General features: G+C 69.1%; 18 protein-coding genes. 11 read left to right on the forward strand and 7 right to left on the reverse strand.

From position 1 onward, the window contains the following. Positions 1-57: 57 nt before the first annotated feature. Positions 58-702, forward strand: a complete 645-nt coding sequence (gene thiE / locus AC07NN_RS14885; protein WP_494642303.1) for a thiamine phosphate synthase — start codon at positions 58-60, stop codon at positions 700-702. 88 nt (positions 703-790) lie between these two features. Continuing rightward, positions 791-1,198, forward strand: coding sequence for a hypothetical protein (locus AC07NN_RS14890; RefSeq protein WP_494642305.1), 408 nt, complete (start codon positions 791-793; stop codon positions 1,196-1,198). 5 nt (positions 1,199-1,203) lie between these two features. Here the strand turns inward: AC07NN_RS14890 and AC07NN_RS14895 are convergent, their stop codons facing one another. Genes AC07NN_RS14895 through AC07NN_RS14905 form a run of 3 tightly spaced genes read right to left on the reverse strand, consistent with a single transcriptional unit; the run spans position 1,204 to position 3,007 of the window. Further along, complete coding sequence (locus AC07NN_RS14895) at positions 1,204-2,061, reverse strand: sigma-70 family RNA polymerase sigma factor (RefSeq protein WP_494643967.1); 858 nt, start codon at positions 2,059-2,061, stop codon at positions 1,204-1,206. Positions 2,062-2,072: 11 nt separating this feature from the next. Beyond that, positions 2,073-2,612, reverse strand: coding sequence for a hypothetical protein (locus tag AC07NN_RS14900; protein WP_494642308.1), 540 nt, complete (start codon positions 2,610-2,612; stop codon positions 2,073-2,075). After that, positions 2,609-3,007 (reverse strand): hypothetical protein, encoded by a 399-nt coding sequence (locus AC07NN_RS14905; RefSeq protein ID WP_494642311.1) that lies wholly within the window; start codon positions 3,005-3,007, stop codon positions 2,609-2,611. The genes AC07NN_RS14900 and AC07NN_RS14905 overlap by 4 nt, the downstream gene beginning before the upstream one ends. A 231-nt stretch (positions 3,008-3,238) precedes the next feature. Between AC07NN_RS14905 and AC07NN_RS14910 the strand changes: the two genes are divergently transcribed. The 4 genes from AC07NN_RS14910 to AC07NN_RS14925 all read left to right on the forward strand — a co-directional run bounded on the left by AC07NN_RS14910 (position 3,239) and on the right by AC07NN_RS14925 (position 8,308). Further along, positions 3,239-4,039, forward strand: a complete 801-nt coding sequence (locus AC07NN_RS14910) for an inositol monophosphatase family protein (RefSeq protein ID WP_494642313.1) — start codon at positions 3,239-3,241, stop codon at positions 4,037-4,039. 68 nt (positions 4,040-4,107) lie between these two features. Beyond that, the gene (locus AC07NN_RS14915) at positions 4,108-5,178 is read left to right on the forward strand and encodes a glycerophosphodiester phosphodiesterase (RefSeq protein WP_494642316.1); all 1,071 of its coding nucleotides are present in this window, start codon (positions 4,108-4,110) and stop codon (positions 5,176-5,178) included. Positions 5,179-5,229: 51 nt separating this feature from the next. Next, on the forward strand, positions 5,230-6,894 hold the full coding sequence (locus tag AC07NN_RS14920; RefSeq protein ID WP_494642319.1) for a hypothetical protein: 1,665 nt from the start codon (positions 5,230-5,232) through the stop codon (positions 6,892-6,894). 100 nt (positions 6,895-6,994) lie between these two features. Continuing rightward, the gene (locus AC07NN_RS14925; RefSeq protein WP_494642321.1) at positions 6,995-8,308 is read left to right on the forward strand and encodes a hypothetical protein; all 1,314 of its coding nucleotides are present in this window, start codon (positions 6,995-6,997) and stop codon (positions 8,306-8,308) included. Here AC07NN_RS14925 and AC07NN_RS14930 read toward each other — a convergent pair. Next, a complete protein-coding gene (locus AC07NN_RS14930) occupies positions 8,298-8,861 on the reverse strand; it encodes a hypothetical protein (protein ID WP_494642323.1) in 564 nt (187 codons plus the stop codon). The genes AC07NN_RS14925 and AC07NN_RS14930 overlap by 11 nt on opposite strands. Positions 8,862-9,003: 142 nt before the next feature. Here AC07NN_RS14930 and AC07NN_RS14935 point away from each other — a divergent pair, with 142 nt between their 5' ends. From AC07NN_RS14935 to AC07NN_RS14945, 3 genes are all read left to right on the forward strand, one after another. After that, positions 9,004-10,140: a helix-turn-helix domain-containing protein gene (locus tag AC07NN_RS14935; RefSeq protein WP_494642325.1), complete on the forward strand. Its 1,137-nt coding sequence runs from the start codon at positions 9,004-9,006 to the stop codon at positions 10,138-10,140. Between the two features lie 122 nt (positions 10,141-10,262). Further along, positions 10,263-11,075 (forward strand): MipA/OmpV family protein, encoded by an 813-nt coding sequence (locus AC07NN_RS14940; RefSeq protein ID WP_494642327.1) that lies wholly within the window; start codon positions 10,263-10,265, stop codon positions 11,073-11,075. Positions 11,076-11,084: 9 nt separating this feature from the next. Next, positions 11,085-11,888, forward strand: coding sequence for a CPBP family intramembrane glutamic endopeptidase (locus AC07NN_RS14945; RefSeq protein ID WP_494642331.1), 804 nt, complete (start codon positions 11,085-11,087; stop codon positions 11,886-11,888). Here AC07NN_RS14945 and AC07NN_RS14950 read toward each other — a convergent pair. Next, positions 11,885-13,738: an ABC transporter transmembrane domain-containing protein gene (locus AC07NN_RS14950; protein WP_494642336.1), complete on the reverse strand. Its 1,854-nt coding sequence runs from the start codon at positions 13,736-13,738 to the stop codon at positions 11,885-11,887. The two genes, AC07NN_RS14945 and AC07NN_RS14950, sit on opposite strands and share 4 nt — an antisense overlap. 124 nt (positions 13,739-13,862) lie before the next feature. Here AC07NN_RS14950 and rpmE point away from each other — a divergent pair, with 124 nt between their 5' ends. After that, positions 13,863-14,090 carry a 50S ribosomal protein L31 gene (rpmE, locus tag AC07NN_RS14955; protein WP_494642341.1) on the forward strand — a complete coding sequence of 76 codons (228 nt, stop codon included), beginning with the start codon at positions 13,863-13,865 and terminating at the stop codon, positions 14,088-14,090. Between the two features lie 79 nt (positions 14,091-14,169). Here rpmE and AC07NN_RS14960 read toward each other — a convergent pair whose 3' ends face one another. Continuing rightward, positions 14,170-14,598, reverse strand: coding sequence for a hypothetical protein (locus AC07NN_RS14960; protein WP_494642343.1), 429 nt, complete (start codon positions 14,596-14,598; stop codon positions 14,170-14,172). A gap of 87 nt (positions 14,599-14,685) precedes the next feature. Next, positions 14,686-15,174, reverse strand: a complete 489-nt coding sequence (locus tag AC07NN_RS14965; protein ID WP_494642348.1) for a YcgN family cysteine cluster protein — start codon at positions 15,172-15,174, stop codon at positions 14,686-14,688. A gap of 54 nt (positions 15,175-15,228) precedes the next feature. Here AC07NN_RS14965 and pbpC point away from each other — a divergent pair, with 54 nt between their 5' ends. Continuing rightward, on the forward strand, positions 15,229-17,466 hold the full coding sequence (gene pbpC, locus AC07NN_RS14970) for a multimodular transpeptidase-transglycosylase PbpC (protein ID WP_494642352.1): 2,238 nt from the start codon (positions 15,229-15,231) through the stop codon (positions 17,464-17,466). Positions 17,467-17,506 lie beyond the last annotated feature (40 nt).

Raw genomic sequence — 17,506 nt, forward strand, 5'->3', positions numbered from 1 at the left:
AACGCCATCATCGCTGCGCAGTCGCGCAGCTTGGCGATTTGGCTTAAAGCCCCGGTCATGACGCTTCCCTGCCGCCTCTACCTGATCACCCCGCCCGCCCTGACCGACCTGGCCGGCTTTGGCCGCCAGTTGGCGAAGGCGTTGGAAGGCGGGGATGTCGCCGCCCTGCAGATCCGCCTGAAGGACGCGCCGGACGAGGTGGTGAAGGCCGCCGTCGAGGCCCTGGCGCCGATCGCCCAGGCCCATGACGTGGCGGTGATCCTCAACGACCGCCCCGACCTCGCCGCCGCCCTGCCGGTCGACGGCGTCCACGTCGGCCAGAGCGACATGGCCTTGAAGGACGCCCGCAAGCTGATGGGCCAACGCATGGTCGGCGTCACCTGCCACGACAGTCGCCACCTGGCGATGGAAGCCGCCGAGGCCGGGGCCGACTACGTCGCCTTCGGGGCCTTCTTCCCGACCACGACCAAGGACGCCCCGACCGTCGCCGAGCCTGACATCCTGACCATCTGGCAGGAGACGATGGAGGTTCCCTGCGTCGCCATCGGCGGCATCACCGCCGAGAATGCGGCGAGCCTGGCCACGGCCGGCGCCGACTTCCTGGCCGTCTCGGCCGGGGTCTGGGCCCACCCGCAAGGCCCCGACGCCGCCGTCGCCGCGCTCAACGCCGCCATCGCCGAAGGACTGGCCGCGCGCAAATAAGGCCGAATAACGGCGATATCTTGTGACGCACCGCACACAGGCATAGCGTCCCCCTCAGCGAACAGAAAAGCAGGGGGAGACGCTCAAAATGAAGCGGCTCGTAGTGTGTTTGCTTAGCGTATCGGCCGTGGCCTTTTCCGGGGCCGCCACCGCCGAGTCCTGGAAACTGGCTCCAGGCGAAACCAAGACCTACTACGATGTGGACTTCACCCGGGTGGACCAGTCGTCCGGCCTGATCGTGACCCGCATCGCCGAAGGCAGGGCCAACGGTCCCTACCGCAACTGGCCGGCCAGCAAGGGACCGATCCTGGTCTTCGCGCTGGACTGCGCGGCCGACAAGTGGATGGACCTCGGGATGGACTTCGACGGCACCAAGGGCCTGCCCAAGGGCTGGCGCAAGGAAGCCAAGATCGAGGACATCTCCGGCGCCGTCGGCAAGGCCGGCAAGCTGGCCTGCGAGACCAAGGACGCCCTGCCGAAGGTGGAGCTGCCCTAGAGGCGCTATTCCGCCGCCAGCCCGGCCAGCTTCTCCGGGTTGCGCATCGTGTAGACGGCGGCGATGCGGCCGTTCTCGATCTCCAGGCTCATGGTCTGGAAGACGACGCCGTTCGCCGCCAGGACGAGGCCCGGCTGGCCGTTGACGCGGGCTAGGCGGACGGTCGTGTCGGCCGGCGGCGGGAACTTGCGGCGAATGCCCTGCAGCATGGCCACCAGCTTGGCGGCGCCGTAGATCGGATTGAGGTTGGCGCTGGCCTTGCCGCCGCCATCGGCGTGCCAGATTACGTCCTCGGCCAGCAGGTCGCGCAGCGCGACCTCATCGCCTGTCACCAGGGCCTGGAAGAAGGCCGTGGTCAGCCGCCGCTCCTCGTCGACGCTGGGCTGGTAGCGCGGCCGGTCGTTGCGGACATGCTCGCGGGCGCGCGAGGCGAGCTGGCGGCAGGCCGTCTCGCTGCGGCCCAGCACGCGGGCGATCTCGGCGAAGGGGGTGTCGAAGACGTCGTGCAGCAGGAACGCCGCGCGCTCCAGCGGGGTCAGGCGCTCCAGGGCCAGCAGGAAGGCCACCGACAGGTCGGCGTCGCCGCCGGCCTCGAAGTCGGGCTCGACCACCGGCTCGGGCAGCCATTCGCCGACATAGACCTCGCGCCGGGCGCGGGCCGACTTGAGCCGGTCTATCGCCAAGCGGGCGACAACGCGATTCAAGTAAGCGCCGGGCTCCTCGACCTCGGCGGCGTCGACCTTGCGCCAGCGCAGCCAAGCGTCCTGGACGACATCCTCGGCCTCGGCCCGCGAGCCCAGCATGCGGTAGGCCAGGCCGGTCATGGCCGGGCGGCGCGCTTCGAAGATCGTGTCCGCACCCATGGATCTTGGCGTCATGCCCGCACCGCCACCGCCTCTCCGGCCACCTGCACGCGGGAGCACGTCTTGCCGTGTCCCATGGCGTACTTGACCGTGGGATAGACCCGCGCCGAGGCGATAGCGAGCGCGATCGCCGACAGGCCCTTGGGACCCCAGCGCTCCAGCACGTCGTCGCGCAGGGCGTCCGAGCGCTCGAGGTCGCGCGCCAGCGAGGCCTTGGCGAAGCGCCAGGCGAGGCTCGCGTCAGGCCCCATCAGGGCGTGGTCGCCGGTCAGGATCCCACGCAGCACCTCGGCGGGCACATGGTTCTCCTCGGCGATCTTCACGCCGATCTGGACGCAGGGCCCGCAGTCCTCGGCCAGGGTCGCCACGATCCCCGCCGCCGCCAGGGCCGAGGCCGGCGCGGCCTCGCGGAAGCCCGCCAGGGTCCGCACGCCCTGAAAGGCCTGCAGCGCCCTGGGGCTGGCCTCCAGCAGGTCGCGGATATAGGTCGCATCGTAGTCGTAGCGCGTCTCGAACCGGCCGATCATGGCCGCCATGATCGCCTTGATCATCGGGCGCCCTCCCGCGCTGGACGGAACGCGACCACCGCCAGCCAGATCGTCAGCAGGGTGGGCAGGAAGACGCCCGGGAAGTCGCGCGCCAGCAGCGGCCACGGCGGGCCACTCCCGCAGAACGGCGTGATGACGTGGATCAGCGCGTGTAGCCCCTGGAACGCGGCGGCCACCGCCACCGCTCCGGCGTGGCGACGCAGGTCGAGCGCGCCCAGCAGGGTCCCGACGCCGCACGCCAGATAGGTCGCGCCGATATCGCGCACGAAGTGGTCGTTGAACGCCCCGGTCTGGATGACGCCGGGAATGGTCAGGTACCAGGGATAGGGCGCGGCCAGCATGAAGAGGCCGTTGCCCAGGAACAGAACCGTCAAGGCTATCGCGATCCAGCGCGTCATCTCGCCCTCCGAAAGAGTTTCGACGACAGGACGAGGCAGGCCGCCTCGACGTGACATGGTTCGCCGAAAAATCGTCCGCCGCGCCCGTTAAGCCTATCAAATCAACGGCGCCTTGCCTTCGGGCCTGTGGACGATTAGGTTCCGCGCCCGTTCTTTCACACCGTCGACCTACCGCTCCGCCGCCGGACTTTCCGGCGGGCGTCGACGGCAATTCCTTGAGGATATCCGCCCGTGGCCACGCCTTCCGCCCTCCTGAACGTCATGATCGACGCGGCCCGGAAGGCCGCTCGCGGCCTGGCTCGCGACTTCGGTGAAGTCACGGAACTGCAGGTCTCCAAGAAGGGCGCGGCGGACTTCGTCACCAATGCCGACATCAAGGCCGAACAGACCCTGTTCGAGATCCTGACCAAGGCCCGCCCGGGCTACAGCTTCCTGGGCGAAGAGCGCGGCATGATCGAGGGCACCGACAAGACCCACACCTGGATCGTCGACCCGCTGGACGGCACCACCAACTTCATGCACGCCATCCCGCACTTCGCGGTCAACATCGCCCTGCAGCGTGAAGGCGAAGGCGTCGTCGCCGGCGTCACCTACAACCCGATCACCCACGACCTGTTCTGGGTCGAAAAGGGCAAGGGCGCCTTCCTCGGCGCCGAAAAGCGACTGCGCGTCGCCGCCCGCCGGAACCTGGACGAAAGCGTCCTGGCCACGGGCGTGCCGTTCGCCGGCAAGCCGGGCCACGGCCAGTTCCTGAAGGAGCTGCACCAGGTCAGCCAGAAGGTCGCCGGCGTCCGCCGCTTCGGCTCGGCCGCCCTGGACCTCGCCTGGGTCGCCGCCGGCCGCTTCGACGCCTACTGGGAGCGCAACCTCAACCCGTGGGACATCGCCGCCGGCGTGCTGATGGTCCAGGAGTCGGGCGGCAAGGTCACGACGATCGACGAGAACGACTTCGACGTCGTGAACGGCAAGTCGATCCTGGCCTCGAACCAGGATCTCTACCCGCAGATCCTGGAAAAGCTGCGGGCGGCTTAAGGAGGGGGCGCTCAACAACCTTTCGGGTACTAGCCAAACCGTCACAAGCCAGCGCTAAATCGCCGGCCATGACCCTGCTGACCCGTCGCGCCATGACCACCGCCGCTCTCGCCGGCACGTTCCTCGCCGGCTTCGCCAACGCCCAGGCCGGGAAGCCCATCGTCATCGGCCACCGGGGCTGCAGCGGCGAGCGACCCGAGCACACGGCGCTGGCCTATGAGCGCGCCATCGAGCAGGGCGCGGACTTCATCGAGCCGGACCTGGTGCCGACCAAGGACGGCCACCTGGTGGCCCGGCACGAGAACGAGATCGGCGGCACGACCGACGTCGCCAGCCGTCCGGAGTTCGCCGCCCGCAAGGCGACCAAGACCATCGATGGCCAGCAGATCAGCGGCTGGTTCACCGAAGACTTCACCCTGGCCGAGATCAAGACCCTGAAGGCCCGCGAGCGGCTGCCGCAGCTGCGTCCGGCCAGCGCGGCTTTCGATGGCCAGGCCCAGATCCTGACCTTCGAGGAGGTCGTCGCCATCGCCCAGGCCGGGACCAAGCGCACGGGCCGCACCATCGGCGTCTATCCCGAGCTGAAGCACCCGACCTATTTCGCCGCCATCGGCCTGCCGACCGAGGATCGCCTGGTCGCCAAGCTGAAGGCGCTGGACCTGAACTCGGCCACCGCGCCGGTATTCGTCCAGTGCTTCGAGGTCGGACCGCTGAGGAAGCTGAAGGCCAAGACCGCCGCGCGCCTCGTCTTGCTGGTCGATGCGGAGGGCGGGCCGGCCGACCTGCCGGGCGTCAAATATGCCGACCTGATCACCGCCCAGGGCCTGAAGGACGTCGCCGTCTATGCCGATGGCCTGGGGCCGAACTGGAAGCTGGTGATCCCGAACGATGGCCAGACGCTGGGACCGGCCACGGACCTCGTCAAGAACGCCCACGCCGCCAGTCTCGCCGTCCACCCCTGGACCGTGCGGGCCGAGAACTACTTCCTGCCCGCATCCTTGCGGAAGGGCGACGCCCAGAGCCCGACGTACCTGGCCCAGCATGGCGATGCGACGGCGGTGCTGAAGGCGTTGTACGCGGCCGGGGTCGATGGCGTGTTCAGCGACTTCCCGGCCCTGGCGGTTGCCGCGCGCGCTTGACCGAACCCGAGGCGCGGGCGGACAGTCCCTTCCGATAGAGGGGCAAGTCCAATGCGCGCGATCGTCTTCACGGCAGGGCTCTTCGCCCTGATCCCGGCCTTCACCCAGGCCGACGCGCCCGCCCCGGCGCCCAGCGCCATGGGCCTGTGCTCGGGCGGCGCGGCGGCGACCGATGCGCCGGCCAAGGCCGTGAAGCTGCTGCCGGGCTACGGCGCGGCGACGTGGACGATCCGCACCAGCTCGCCCGACGCCCAGGCCTTCTTCGACAACGGCCTGCAGCTGGGCCACGCCTTCGCCCACAAGTCGGCCGTCGCGGCCTTCGAGGAGGCCGCGCGCCGCGATCCCAACTGCGCCATGTGCCTGTGGGGTCAGGCCTGGGCCGGCGGGGCGACGATCAACTACACGGTCGACGACAAGGTCCAGAAGGCCATGGCCGAGCTGATGGCGCGCGCCACGGTGCTGGCCGCCGACGGCCCGCCGCTGGAAAAGGCGCTGATCGCGGCCATGAGGGCCCGCTACGAGAACGGCGGCGGCAAGGGCGCGGGCGACGCGGCCTACGCCAAGGCCATGGACGACCTGGCCCGCGCCAATCCGCAAGATGCCGAGCTGGCCGTGCTGGCCGCCGACGCCCTGATGGTCCCCGCCTCGCTGGCCGGAACCAAGAGCAACCTGCCCCGCGCGGTCGAGCTGCTGGAAGCCTCGCTGAAGCTGGCGCCCGACAGCGCCGCGGGCATCCACTTCTACATCCACGCCACCGAGATGAGCGGCTTTACCGCCCGGGCCGAACCGTGGGCCGACAAGCTGGAAGCCCTGGCCCCGTCGGCCAGTCACCTCGTCCACATGCCCTCGCACACCTACTACTGGGTCGGCCGCTACGAGGACGCGCTGAAGTCCAACGCCTCGGCCGCCAGGATTGACAGGGCCAATGCGCAGGCCCAGGGCTTCACCGGCGAGGACGGCGTCTATCGGCTGTTCTACCACGCTCACAACGTGCAGTTCGGGGCAGCCGGAGCGCTTATGTCGGGCGACGCCGAGGGCGGCCTGGCCATCGCCCGTCCGTTCCTGACCCGCGCCCTGAAGCTGAAGCCCGAACAGGCGTGGGACCAGGTCGTGGCCGGCACAGCCTATTCCGTCGAGGGCCGCTATGGCGCGCCGGAGGATGTGCTGGCCCTGCCAGAACCCGCCCTGCCCTATCTGAAGTCGATGTGGCGCTATGCGCGCGGCGAGGCCATGGCTCGCCGAGGGGACGCCGCCGGCGTGCGCCGCGAACTCGACCAGATCGAGCTGAAGCCGAGCATGCTGAAGGCCTGGGGCGAGTTCGCCTCGCCGGGCGCCGACGGCGCCAAGGTCGCGCGTCTCGTGCTGGAAGGCCGAGCGGCCATGCTGGAGAACAAGCCCAAGCGCGCCGCCAAGGCGTTCCGCAAGGCCGCCGAGCTGGAGGAGACGCGCTTCGGCGACATGACCGATCCGCCGCTGTGGTGGTACCCGGTGCGCCGCAGCCTGGCCGCCGCCCTGCTGGCCTCCGGCGATGCGCAGGGCGCAGCCGATGAGGCGCGCGGGGCCCTGGCCAAGCGTCCGCTGGATCCGATCAGCCTGAGCGTCCTGGCCCAGGCCGAGCGCAAGCTGGGTCTGGCGCAGGCCGCCGAGGGCCATGAGGCGCAGGCCCGCAAGGGCTTCGTCGGCGACGTGACGAAGATCAGCCTGCTGCAGAGCTGATCCGAGGAAAATCGTTCCTCGATATTGCCGAACCGGGGCGAGCCGGTGCAGCGTGCCGCCCCTGTGAACACGCCGTACGCGGTCGTTTTGGGGAAAGCCTATGAAGTTCCGCAACCTCGCCTCGCTGGCGGCCCTGGCCGTCGCCGCAAGCCTGGCCGCCCCCGCCCTCGCCTTCCCGCACGTGGCCTCGCCCGCGACGGCGCTGGACAAGATCGCCGTCGACTTCGTCCACCTGACCCTGGAAGCCGGCGAGCGCGAGCCCGGCTATGTCGACGCCTATTACGGCCCCAAGGCCTGGGAAGAGGCCGCCAAGGCCAACCCGCGCCCAGTCTCGGTGTTGCGCAAGGAGGCCGACCGCCTGCAGGCCGACCTGGCCAAGATCGCCGACAAGGGCCTCACCGCCGACGAGCGCCGCCGCAAGGCGTTCCTGAAGGGCCAGCTGCGCGCCGCCCAGACCCGCCTGGCCATGATCGCCGGCGACAAGTTCAGCTTCGAGGCCGAGGCCGAGGGCCTGTTCGGCGTCCGCCCGGTGCTGAAGCCCCTGAAGAGCTATGACCCCATCCTGGCCCGCATCGAGAAGCTGGCGCCGGGCAAGGGCGACCTGGCCGCGCGCGTGGACGCGATCCAGAGCAAATACATCATCCCGACCGACAAGGTCGACGCGGTCATGAAGGCCGGCATCGCCGCCTGCAAGGCCAAGACCGAAGAGCACATGAAGCTGCCGGCCGGCGAGCGCTTCGACCTGGAGTTCGTCACCAAGAAGCCGTGGAGCGGCTACAACTGGTACAAGGGCAACGCCCATAGCCTGATCCAGATCAACACCGACTTGCCGATCTATGTCAGCCGCGCGCTCGATCTGGGCTGCCACGAGGGCTATCCGGGCCACCACGTGCTGAACGCCATGCTCGAGCAGAAGCTGACCAAGGAAAAGGGCTGGGTCGAGTTCAGCGTCTATCCGCTCTATTCGCCGCAGTCGTTCATCGCCGAGGGCTCGGCCAATTTCGGCATCGAACTGGCCTTCCCAGGTGACGCCAAGACCGCCTTCGAGCGCGACAAGCTCTATCCGCTGGCGGGCCTCGACCCGGCGACCGCCGACACCTACGGCCAGCTGATGGCGGCCAAGGCGGCCCTCTCCACCGCCAGCAACACCGTCGCCGCCGAGTATCTGGCCGGCCGGATGACCAAGGAACAGGCTGTCCAGAACCTGATGAAGTACAGCCTCTATTCGCGCGGCGGAGCCGAGAAGCGGGTGTCGTTCATCGAGACCTATCGCTCGTACGTGATCAACTACAACATCGGCCAGGACATGGTCCGCGACCACGTCTATCGCGCCGGCAAGTCGCAGGACGCCCGCTGGAAGGCGATGCAACGCGTGGTCAGCGAACCGACGACCCCAGCGGATCTCAGAAGGTAGAAACGTCCGGGGCGGCGCCGAGCTTCTTGAGTCGGTCGCCGCCGCGATAGCCGGCCCAGAACAGCGCCAGGATCACCACGGAGATCAGCCAGCCCAGCACCTGCTGCCAGACCGGCGGCAGGAAGGCTTGGTACTGCGCCTGCGCCGCCGATCCGCGCATCAGCAGGCCGATCAGACCCATGACCACGCCATAGGCGCTGAACAGGAACATCAGGAGCGGGATCAGCATGGTGCGCTTGCGCCACTGGACCAGGCCGAACACCAGGTAGATCAGCATCATGACCGCCGTCATCACCAGCGGCAGATAGGTCGCCACGCCCTCCATGGTCGCGGCCGTCTGGCGCGCCACCTCCGGGTCCAGGCCCTGGACCTCGACGGACTGGCGCGCGATGGCCGCAAGCTGGTCGCGCTGCAGGAACAGGTTCACGGCCCCGTACACGCCGCTGATCACGGTCACGAACGCCCCCACCGCCCCGGCCCGCGCGGCCACGCTGGCGTCCTCGGGCGTCACGATCGGCTTGAACGGATTGAGCAGACGCAGATTGTCGAGCATCGGGTCCCCCTAGGCGATGCCGGACAGTCGATCAGGCTCAACCCAAGGTCAACGCGTAGGGAATGCGGTCCCGATTGCGCCTAACGCCGTTCCGCGACACTGTCCCGCCCGCTTCGAACCGGTCGTGGGGATAGTCGCCGGAATGCCTGACACGCTGGTGCTGATCCTGTCCTCGGCGGCGATGGCCATCGGGCTGTTCGCCGCCGTGCAGCTTGGCGTCCGGCGGGACTGGCGGGCCGCCCCCGCCACGGCCCTGGCCGCCTTCATGCTGATCAGCGCGATGTCGGGCCTGGACCTGGTCCTGGACCGCACCGGGGTCTATGCCGCCGCGCCCTGGACGACCGGTTTCCTGTGGATGGCGTCGCTGTTCCTGGGCCCGACGATCCTGGCCTATGTCGTGGCCATGACGGGCGAGCCGGACCACGTCTGGACCTGGGCGCGCCTCTTCCGGATCGGCTGGCCCGCGGGCGTGGCGGTCGTACTGTCGGCCTCGTTCTTCCTGCTGCCGTCGCACACACGTTTGGCCATCTACAGCGGCGTATGGCCCGAGACCGAAGAGCATCTGGGCCTCCTGCAGCTGGCCTATGCCGGCCTCTTCCTGATCGTCACCCTGGGCTACCTGACCGCCGCCTTCCGGGTGCTGGGCCGGCACGTGCGGCGGGTGCGGGATCTCTTCTCCAACATCGAGGACCGGACGCTGAGCTGGCTGCGCGCCCTGCTGCTGGTCATGCTGGCCGCGTGGATCTGGGGCGCGGTGAAGTCGGGCCTGACCACGGGCTTTGCCCAATCCCCCTGGCTGGAGGTCGCCGCCGCCGCCATCGAGCTGCTGTGGACCGCCGCCATCGGCCTCTTTGGCCTGTCGCAGAAGCCGATCTACAGCGCCCAGACCGAAACCCCCAAGGTCCTGCCCCTCGCTGGCAAGTACGCCCGCTCAGGCCTGCCGCAGGAGCGCCAGGCCGAGATCGCCGCGCGCCTGGAGAACGCCATGCGGGCCAGCGCCCTCTATCGCGATCCGCTGCTGTCACTGAGCGCTCTGGCGGCCCGCGTGGGCATCACCCCCAACCACCTGTCCCAAGCCTTGAACGAACACCTGGGCCAGAGCTTCTTCGACTACGTCAATCGCTGGCGGGTCGAGGAAGCCATCGACCGCATCAAGGCCAGCGACGAGCCGATCCTGACCATCGCCTACGATGTCGGCTTCAACTCGCGCTCGACCTTTAACGCCGCTGTGAAGAAGCACTCCGGCCAGGCCCCCAGCGCGTTCCGACCCGGCAGCTAGACCACGTCCTGACCCTTACGATCGGACGTCCGGACGTTCGATCCTACCCGTTCGGACGACGCCCGGCGGCGCATCCCTCAGAAGCACGACTGTCCCTCCCCAACGACTTCGAGAGAACAGTCATGATCAATCGCCTGAATGGCCTCACCCTGGCCGGCGTCCTCCTGGCCCTTGGCGGCCTGGCGCTGGCCTCCAGGGCGCACGCCCAGTCAGACGAGCCCGAGCGCCTGCTGCTGGTCGGCGCCGGGGCCTATGTTTCGACCAACCCTTACAAGAGCGCCAAGAAGCAGACCCAGACCGGCGTCCTGCCGTTCTTCGTCTACCAGAACAGCTACCTGACGGCCGACCTGTCGGGCCTGTCGGTCAAGGCCTACCAGACCGACCACTTCAAGCTGGAGGGCCGCGTCGCGCCGCGCTTCCAGCTGGTCGATCCCAAGGACACTCGCGACTTCAAGTTCCTCAAGCGCGAGGCCGGCGTCGATGTCGGCGGGCGGCTCAGCGGCACGGCCGGCCCGGCGACGCTGAGCCTGGAGTACCTGACCAACGCCTCGGGCAACACCAAGGGCCAGGAGATCAACCTGGACCTGACCATGAGCGCCCAGCCGACCGAGAAGCTGTCGGTCGAGGTCGTGGCGGGCGTGTCGTGGAAGGACGAGAAGCTGGCCACCTGGCTCTACGGCCTGACCGAGAAAGAGATCGGCCGCGCCCAATCCAGCAAGGTCGGGGCCTATCAATTCGGCCGCACGCCCGGCGCGCCGACGGGCGGGGTGCTGGTTCCCTCGCTGGGCGCCCAGGCCCGCTACCAGATCAACGACCGCCTGATGGCCATGGTCGCGGCCGAGGTCGAGATCTTCGACAACGATATCACCAAGAGCCCGCTGATCGCCAAGGACCACAGCGCCGCCGGCTTCGTCAGCCTGGTCCGCCGGTTCTAGGGGCGGCCAATGCGCTCGCCCTCTGTACCGTCCTACGTCCCGGCCGTGGTGGCCGATCCGCTGACCTGCGCGTGGCGGACCGCCAAGATCCTGGCGATCTGGGCCGCCGCGACCGGACCCATGGTCATCCTGGCCTGGGTCGTGGCCCCCCGGCTGATGACGCCCGGCGATCCGCTGCCGGGCCTGGTTTTCTGGCGGCTGATCGTGCTGGGCATGGCCTGGCAGTTCGGGCTGTCGCTGATCGTGCTGAAGCTGGAGGGCGTGCCCTTCCGCCTCGGCCCCCTGGCCCGCCGCCTGTGGCTGACCACGCCGGTCTGGCGACCGACGGGCCGGCCGATGATCCTGGCCTTCCTGCTGATCCCGGTGTTCCTGGTCCTGGGCTTCCTGGGCGACGACGTGGTGACGACCTGGTTCCAGGCCACGCCGCTGGGCTTTGACCTCTTCAGCCACGCCCCGCGCTTCGCCTTCATCCAGGAGCTGAACCGCCCCGAGGCCGCCGGGCGCTGGGACATCCTGGGCCTGGCCCTGGTCTCCAGCGTCTTCAACTACGGCCTGGGCGAGGCCTTCCTGTTCCATGGCGTGCTGCTGCCGCGCATGGAGAAGGCCTGGGGCAAGTGGGCGTGGCTGGGCAACGGCCTGCTGTTCGCCGCCTACCACACCCACAAGTTCTGGCAGATGCCGGGGCTGCTGATCAGCTGCCTCTGCTACAGCCTGCCGGCCCAGGTGTTCCGCTCGAACTGGCTGGCGATCCTGATCCACGGCCTGGAAGGCGTGGTCCTGATCGTCGCGGTGCTGGCGGTGGTCCTCAGCTAGGCCGCCTCCACCCCGAACTGCAGGCTGGCCAGGCGCGCATAGAGGCCGCCCTTGGCGAAGAGTTCGGCGTGCGTGCCCTGCTCGACCACGCGGCCCTCCTCCATCACCACGATGCGGTCGGCCTTCAGCACGGTGGCCAGGCGGTGGGCGATGACCAGGGTCGTGCGGCCTTCCATGGCGGTGGTCAGGGCCTGCTGGACCAGGCGCTCGCTCTCGGCGTCGAGGGCGCTGGTGGCTTCGTCGAGCAGCAGGATCGGCGCTTCGCGGACCAGGGCGCGAGCGATGGCCAGGCGCTGGCGCTGGCCGCCCGACAGGGTCTTGGCGCGTTCACCGACCGGCGTGTCGAAGCCCTGCGGCAGGGCCGAGAGGAAGCCCGTGGCCTGGGCCGCGTCGGCGGCGGCTCTCACCTGCTCGTCGGTGGCGTCGGCGCGGCCGAAGCGGATGTTGTCGGTCGCCGAGCCCGAGAACAGCGGCGAGTCTTGGGCCACCAGGGCCATGCGGGCCCGCACGGCTTCCGGCGCGGCGTCGCGCAGGTCGACGCCGTCCAGGCGGATGCCGCCCTGCTGCGGGTCGTAGAAGCGCAGCAGAAGCCGCAGGACGGTGCTCTTGCCCGCGCCCGAGGGGCCAACCAGGGCCACGGTCTCGCCGGGCTTCACGGCCAGGTCGAAGCCGTTCAAGGCCGGCAGGTCCGGGCGGCCGGGATAGGCGAAGATCACATTGTCGAACGCGATCGCGCCCTGGGCCGGGACCGGCAGGGTCGTCGGCGCGGCCGGGGCGGCGATGTCGGGCTGAGCGTTCAGCAGCTCGGAGATGCGGTCCATGGCCCCGGAGGCCTTCTGGACGTCGCCCCAGACCTCGCCCAGGGCCCCGATCGAGCCGGCGGCCATCACGGCCAGCATGGCGAACTGGGCCAGGGTGCCGCCGGTCATCTCGCCGGCCAGCACGAGGCGCGCGCCGGTCCACAGCAGCAGGGTGACGCCGCCGAAGGCCAGGGTGATGACCATGGCGGTCATGCTGGCGCGGGTGGTGATCCGGCGAACGGAAGCCTTGTAGGCCGCCTCCACCGCCGCCCCGAAGCGCGCCGAGGAGGCCGACTCGCGACCGAAGGCCTGAACGGTCTCCAGCGCGTCCAGGCTCTCGCCGGCATAGCCGACGGCGTCGGCGAAGCGGTCCTGGGCGGTGACGGTCAGCTTGCGCACGCGGCGGCCGACCAGGAACATCGGGGCCAGGATCACCGGCACCATCAGCACGATGAAGCCCGCCAGCTTCGGCGAGACCACCGCCATGTAACCGAGGCCGCCCACGAGGCTCAGAATGTTGCGCAGGGCGATCGAGGCAGAGGCGCCGACCAGCTGCTCGATCAGCGAGACGTCGGTGGTCAGGCGCGACAGCACCTCGCCCGTGCGGGTCTTCAGGAAATACTCCTGGTCCAGGCCCAGGGTGTGGCCATAGAGCGCGCGGCGCACGTCGGCCACGACCCGCTCGCCCAGGCGGGTGATGAAGAAGAATCGCAGGGCCGTGGCGATCGCCAGCACCATGGCCACCGCGCCCAGGCCCAGGAAGGCGCTGTTGATCTCAGCGCCCGCGCCCTTGGCGAATCCGTGGTCGATCACCTGCTTGAAGGCGGCCGTCAGGCCCAGGGTCGCGCCCGTCGAGAACAGCAGGAAGAAGCCCGCCGCGATGCCGTCGCCCTTGTGGGCGGCCACGAAAGGCAGCAGATGCGCCAGCGGCCGGATGTCCTTGCGACGCGGTCGCCGGGCCTTGGCTTCGGCCATCCCCTGGACCAGTTCGGCCCCCGCGCCGGGGCGGCCTTCGGCCTTTTGGTCGCCGCCGTTCGCGTCAGTCATCAACAGTCCCTTGCCAAAATCGCGCGGGTTCTTTATAGCCGCCCGTCTTCGAGGGCCACCCCGCGCGTGCGCAGGATGGCGCTTACCCAATTCACTTTCGCCGGCTTAGTCGGTCTGGATCGCCGCCATGAAACAAGACATTCACCCCGACTACCACTTCATCACCGTCACCATGACGGACGGCTCGAACTATCAAACGCGTTCGACCTACGGCAAGGAAGGCGCGAACCTCGCGCTCGACATCGATCCGCGCACGCATCCGGCGTGGACGGGCGGCAACGCTCAGCTGATGGACCGTGGCGGCCGCGTCTCGCGCTTCAACGCCAAGTTCGCTGGCTTCACCGCCAAGAAGTAAGAAGCTTCCAGCTTCTCGCCGTAAGGGCGACGAAAAGCCGGCTCCGCGTTCGCGGGCCGGCTTTTTCTGTATCTGGACCTCAGGCGAAGGCGAGGCCGCCAACACCCGGCGCAGGGTCGGCGTCGTCGGAGCTCGCCGCCGGGCGGCGGATGCGCCGAGCGCGCGGGGTCCTGGGACGGGCGCGGACCAGCGCCTGGCCGGTTCGGGCGACGAACGCCTTCGCCGCTCGCCAGCCGGGCAGCAGCCGCGTGACGATCAGGGTCGCGGCGAACAGCTCGATCCAGGCGACGATGTCGGCGGCCAGGAACCAGGCCAGGTCCAGCATCACCAGTTCCGAGGCGCCGATCGCCATCACAAGCACGATCGCGGTGATCAGCATCTGCCGCCCGCTCATGGCGCCCAGCTTCCGCGCCGGCGCCTCAACCAGCATCCGCCAGAGCCATCCGCCGGGGTCTCGCGCGACGAGGACGGTCAAGAGCCCGATCAGGGCGGCGATCAGCAGGGACATGCGGCGGTTCCGGTGAGAGCTTTACCGGAGATGGGGAGGGCGGTGAGTGCTGCAAGTTCTCCTTCTCTCCTTGCGGGAAAGGGAAACTCAGTCTTCCCCCGGCTCGTACGGATCGTCCCCGCGATCCCGCATCAGGTCCGTCGCAGTGAAGTCCAGCGCGTCTTCCGCGTCGTCGAAGCTCAACTCCGACACCGTCTGGTTCCGCACCGAGACGCCCGCCTTGTGGGTGCTGTCCGGGTCGCCCGTGACCAGCGGATGCCAGGCCGGCAGGTCCTTGCCCTCGTGGATCCGGCGATAGCCGCAGGACGGCGGCATCCATTCCAGGTCCTCGATATTGTGCGGCGTCAGCTTGATGCAGTCCGGCACGGTCTTCTTGCGGTTCGGATAGTCCTTGCACCGGCAAAGGCGCTCGTCGAACAGCTGGCAGTGCACCCGCGTGGGGATGATCTCGCCCGTGTCTTCGTCTTCGAAGCGAACTAGGCAGCAAAGACCGCACCCATCGCATAGGCTCTCCCACTCGGGGACGGTCATTTCGACGAGCGTCTTCGTCTGCCAGAAAGGTTTGCGTGGCGTCATGGCGCCGTCCTAAACCCGATTGACCCGGCGACCAAACAGAGCCTGACGCTTACCGTGAACGACTGGACGCTGCCGCCCTACAAGTTTGAAGACGGGGAACCGCCGAAGGAGCCGCCCAAGCGTGGGCGGGCGCCTGTCGCCGAACCGCGTCCCGAACCCCCGCCGCCAGCGCCTCCGCAGGCCTGGGCCGAGGTCCCGGCGCAGGATCCGTTCAAGCTGGCGACCCCGACGACGGCCGCGCCGCCGCCGCCGCCTCCTCCGCCCGAGGAGCCTTTCCGCGCCGACCTCAAGCACGCCGAGGCCAAGAAGAAGGCCCGCAAGCGCGGCTGGATCGTGGGTAGCCTGCTGGCCGTCTTCCTGATCCTGGTGGTCGGCGCCGGCGGCGGGGCCGCCTATGTCTGGTTCAAGTATCTCAAGGACACCCCGCCCCTGCCCTCGCGCGAGGCGCTGTTCGCGGTCAACCGCGCGCCTGGCATTCGCTTCGAGGACCGCAACGGCCAGGTGATCGCCACGCGCGGCCCACGCTATGGCCAGCGGATCACCGTCGGCGGCGTGCCCAACTACGTCCCCCAGGCCTTCCTGGCGGCCGAGGACCGGCGTTTCTACCAGCACGGGGCCATCGACCTGCAAGGCATCGTCCGGGCCGCCTGGGTCAATTTCAAGGGCGGCAGGACCAAGCAGGGCGCCTCGACCCTGACCCAGCAGCTGGCCAAGGGCCTGTTCCTGACCCCTGACCGGGTGGTCAAGCGCAAGCTGCAGGAGATGCTGCTGGCCTGGAAGCTGGAGCAGGTGCTCAGCAAGGACGAGATCCTCGAGCTCTATCTGAACCGCATCTATTTCGGGGCCGGCACCTATGGCGTCGACGGCGCGGCCCAGACCTATTTCGGCAAGCCCGCCAGCCAGCTGACCCTGTCGGAAGCCGCGCTGCTGGCCAGCCTGCCCAAGGCCCCCTCGCGCCTCGCTTTGACCAACGACATGGAGCGCGCCCTGGCCCGCTCGCGCCTGATCCTGGCCAACATGCGCAAGGAAGGCTGGATCACCCGCGAGCAGGAGGCCCGCGCCATCGAGGACCGCCCGCAGCTGTCGGGCCTGGCTTTGCAGGACGAGGGCGACTTCGGCTGGGTGCTGGACTACGCCACCGTTGAGGCCGTGAAGATCGCCGGCCAGAACGCGCCGGACCTCGTCGTGCGCCTGACCATCGACCCGGCGCTGCAGCACGAGGGCGCCGAGGTCGTGCGCCAGACCATGGCCACGGAAATCACCCGCTCGGGCGCCAGCCAGGCCGCCCTGCTGTCATTGTCTACCGACGGCGCCATCCGCGCCATGGTCGGCGGCACGGACTACAGCGAAAGCCCGTTCAACCGCGCGGTCCAGGCCAAGCGCCAGCCGGGCTCGACCTTCAAGCCGTTCATCTACGCCGCCGCCGTCGAGAAGGGCGTGCTGGCCACCGACATCCGCGTCGACGAGCCGGTGAAGTTCGGCGACTGGAGCCCCGAGAACTACAGCGGCGGCTATCGCGGCCCGATGACGGTGGAGCAGGCCCTGGTCACCTCGACCAACACCATCGCCGTGAAGCTGGGCCAGGAAGCCGGCCGCTCGGCCATCGGCGACCTGGTGCGCCGCTTCGGGATCACCAGCCTGCCGCCGACGCCCGACCTGTCGGTGGCCCTGGGCTCGTACGAGGTGAACCTCCTGCAGCTGACCTCGGGCTTCCAGGTGTTCCAGCAGGGCGGCGTGCGCGTCGAGCCCTATGTCATCGAGTCGATCACCACCCAGGGCGGCGAGCCGATCTTCGCCCATCAGCCCACGGGCTCGGAGCGCCGCGTCTACGACGTCGGCCACGCCAGCATCATGGTCAAGATGATGAAGAAGGTGGTCTCGGACGGCACCGCCAAGCGCGCTGCCTTCGGCCGCCCGACCGCGGGCAAGACCGGCACCAGCCAGAACTGGCGCGACGCCTGGTTCGTCGGCTTCACCCCCGACTACGTGACCGGCGTCTGGGTCGGCAACGACAACGAGAAGCCCATGAACAAGGTGGTCGGCGGCGACATCCCGGCCAGCATCTGGCGCCGCTTCATGCTGACCGCCCACCAGAACCTGGCGGTGCGCGACTTCGACTGGCTGCTGCCCGATCCCTCGCCCCAGACCGCGCCCGACCCGCGCAACGGCTACTACGAGACCCTGTCGGCGGAGTTCGCGCGGGCGGCCTCGGAACTGGAGAGCGCAGCGAAGGCGGAGGAGCCTCCACCGCCCGTGCCGGGGCAGCCGGCGCAGGAGAATTTGCCGTACTAGGCGCCGCGCGTGATCCTCGCCCTTCGACAAGCTCAGGGTG

It is taken from the genome of Caulobacter sp. GW821-FHT09H08 (assembly GCF_059415885.1).

Excerpts from the sequence above, each read along its gene's own strand:
- AC07NN_RS14925 (WP_494642321.1), top strand. The coding sequence starts at position 6,995 with ATGAAGTTCCGCAACCTCGCCTCGCTGGCGGCCCTGGCCGTCGCCGCA.
- AC07NN_RS14930 (WP_494642323.1), bottom strand. The coding sequence starts at position 8,861 with ATGCTCGACAATCTGCGTCTGCTCAATCCGTTCAAGCCGATCGTGACG.
- AC07NN_RS14945 (WP_494642331.1), top strand. The coding sequence starts at position 11,085 with ATGCGCTCGCCCTCTGTACCGTCCTACGTCCCGGCCGTGGTGGCCGAT.
- AC07NN_RS14935 (WP_494642325.1), top strand. The coding sequence starts at position 9,004 with ATGCCTGACACGCTGGTGCTGATCCTGTCCTCGGCGGCGATGGCCATC.
- AC07NN_RS14900 (WP_494642308.1), bottom strand. The coding sequence starts at position 2,612 with ATGATCAAGGCGATCATGGCGGCCATGATCGGCCGGTTCGAGACGCGC.
- AC07NN_RS14890 (WP_494642305.1), top strand. The coding sequence starts at position 791 with ATGAAGCGGCTCGTAGTGTGTTTGCTTAGCGTATCGGCCGTGGCCTTT.
- AC07NN_RS14965 (WP_494642348.1), bottom strand. The coding sequence starts at position 15,174 with ATGACGCCACGCAAACCTTTCTGGCAGACGAAGACGCTCGTCGAAATG.
- AC07NN_RS14895 (WP_494643967.1), bottom strand. The coding sequence starts at position 2,061 with ATGGGTGCGGACACGATCTTCGAAGCGCGCCGCCCGGCCATGACCGGC.
- AC07NN_RS14915 (WP_494642316.1), top strand. The coding sequence starts at position 4,108 with ATGACCCTGCTGACCCGTCGCGCCATGACCACCGCCGCTCTCGCCGGC.
- AC07NN_RS14920 (WP_494642319.1), top strand. The coding sequence starts at position 5,230 with ATGCGCGCGATCGTCTTCACGGCAGGGCTCTTCGCCCTGATCCCGGCC.
- rpmE (WP_494642341.1), top strand. The coding sequence starts at position 13,863 with ATGAAACAAGACATTCACCCCGACTACCACTTCATCACCGTCACCATG.
- thiE (WP_494642303.1), top strand. The coding sequence starts at position 58 with ATGACGCTTCCCTGCCGCCTCTACCTGATCACCCCGCCCGCCCTGACC.
- AC07NN_RS14905 (WP_494642311.1), bottom strand. The coding sequence starts at position 3,007 with ATGACGCGCTGGATCGCGATAGCCTTGACGGTTCTGTTCCTGGGCAAC.
- AC07NN_RS14960 (WP_494642343.1), bottom strand. The coding sequence starts at position 14,598 with ATGTCCCTGCTGATCGCCGCCCTGATCGGGCTCTTGACCGTCCTCGTC.
- AC07NN_RS14940 (WP_494642327.1), top strand. The coding sequence starts at position 10,263 with ATGATCAATCGCCTGAATGGCCTCACCCTGGCCGGCGTCCTCCTGGCC.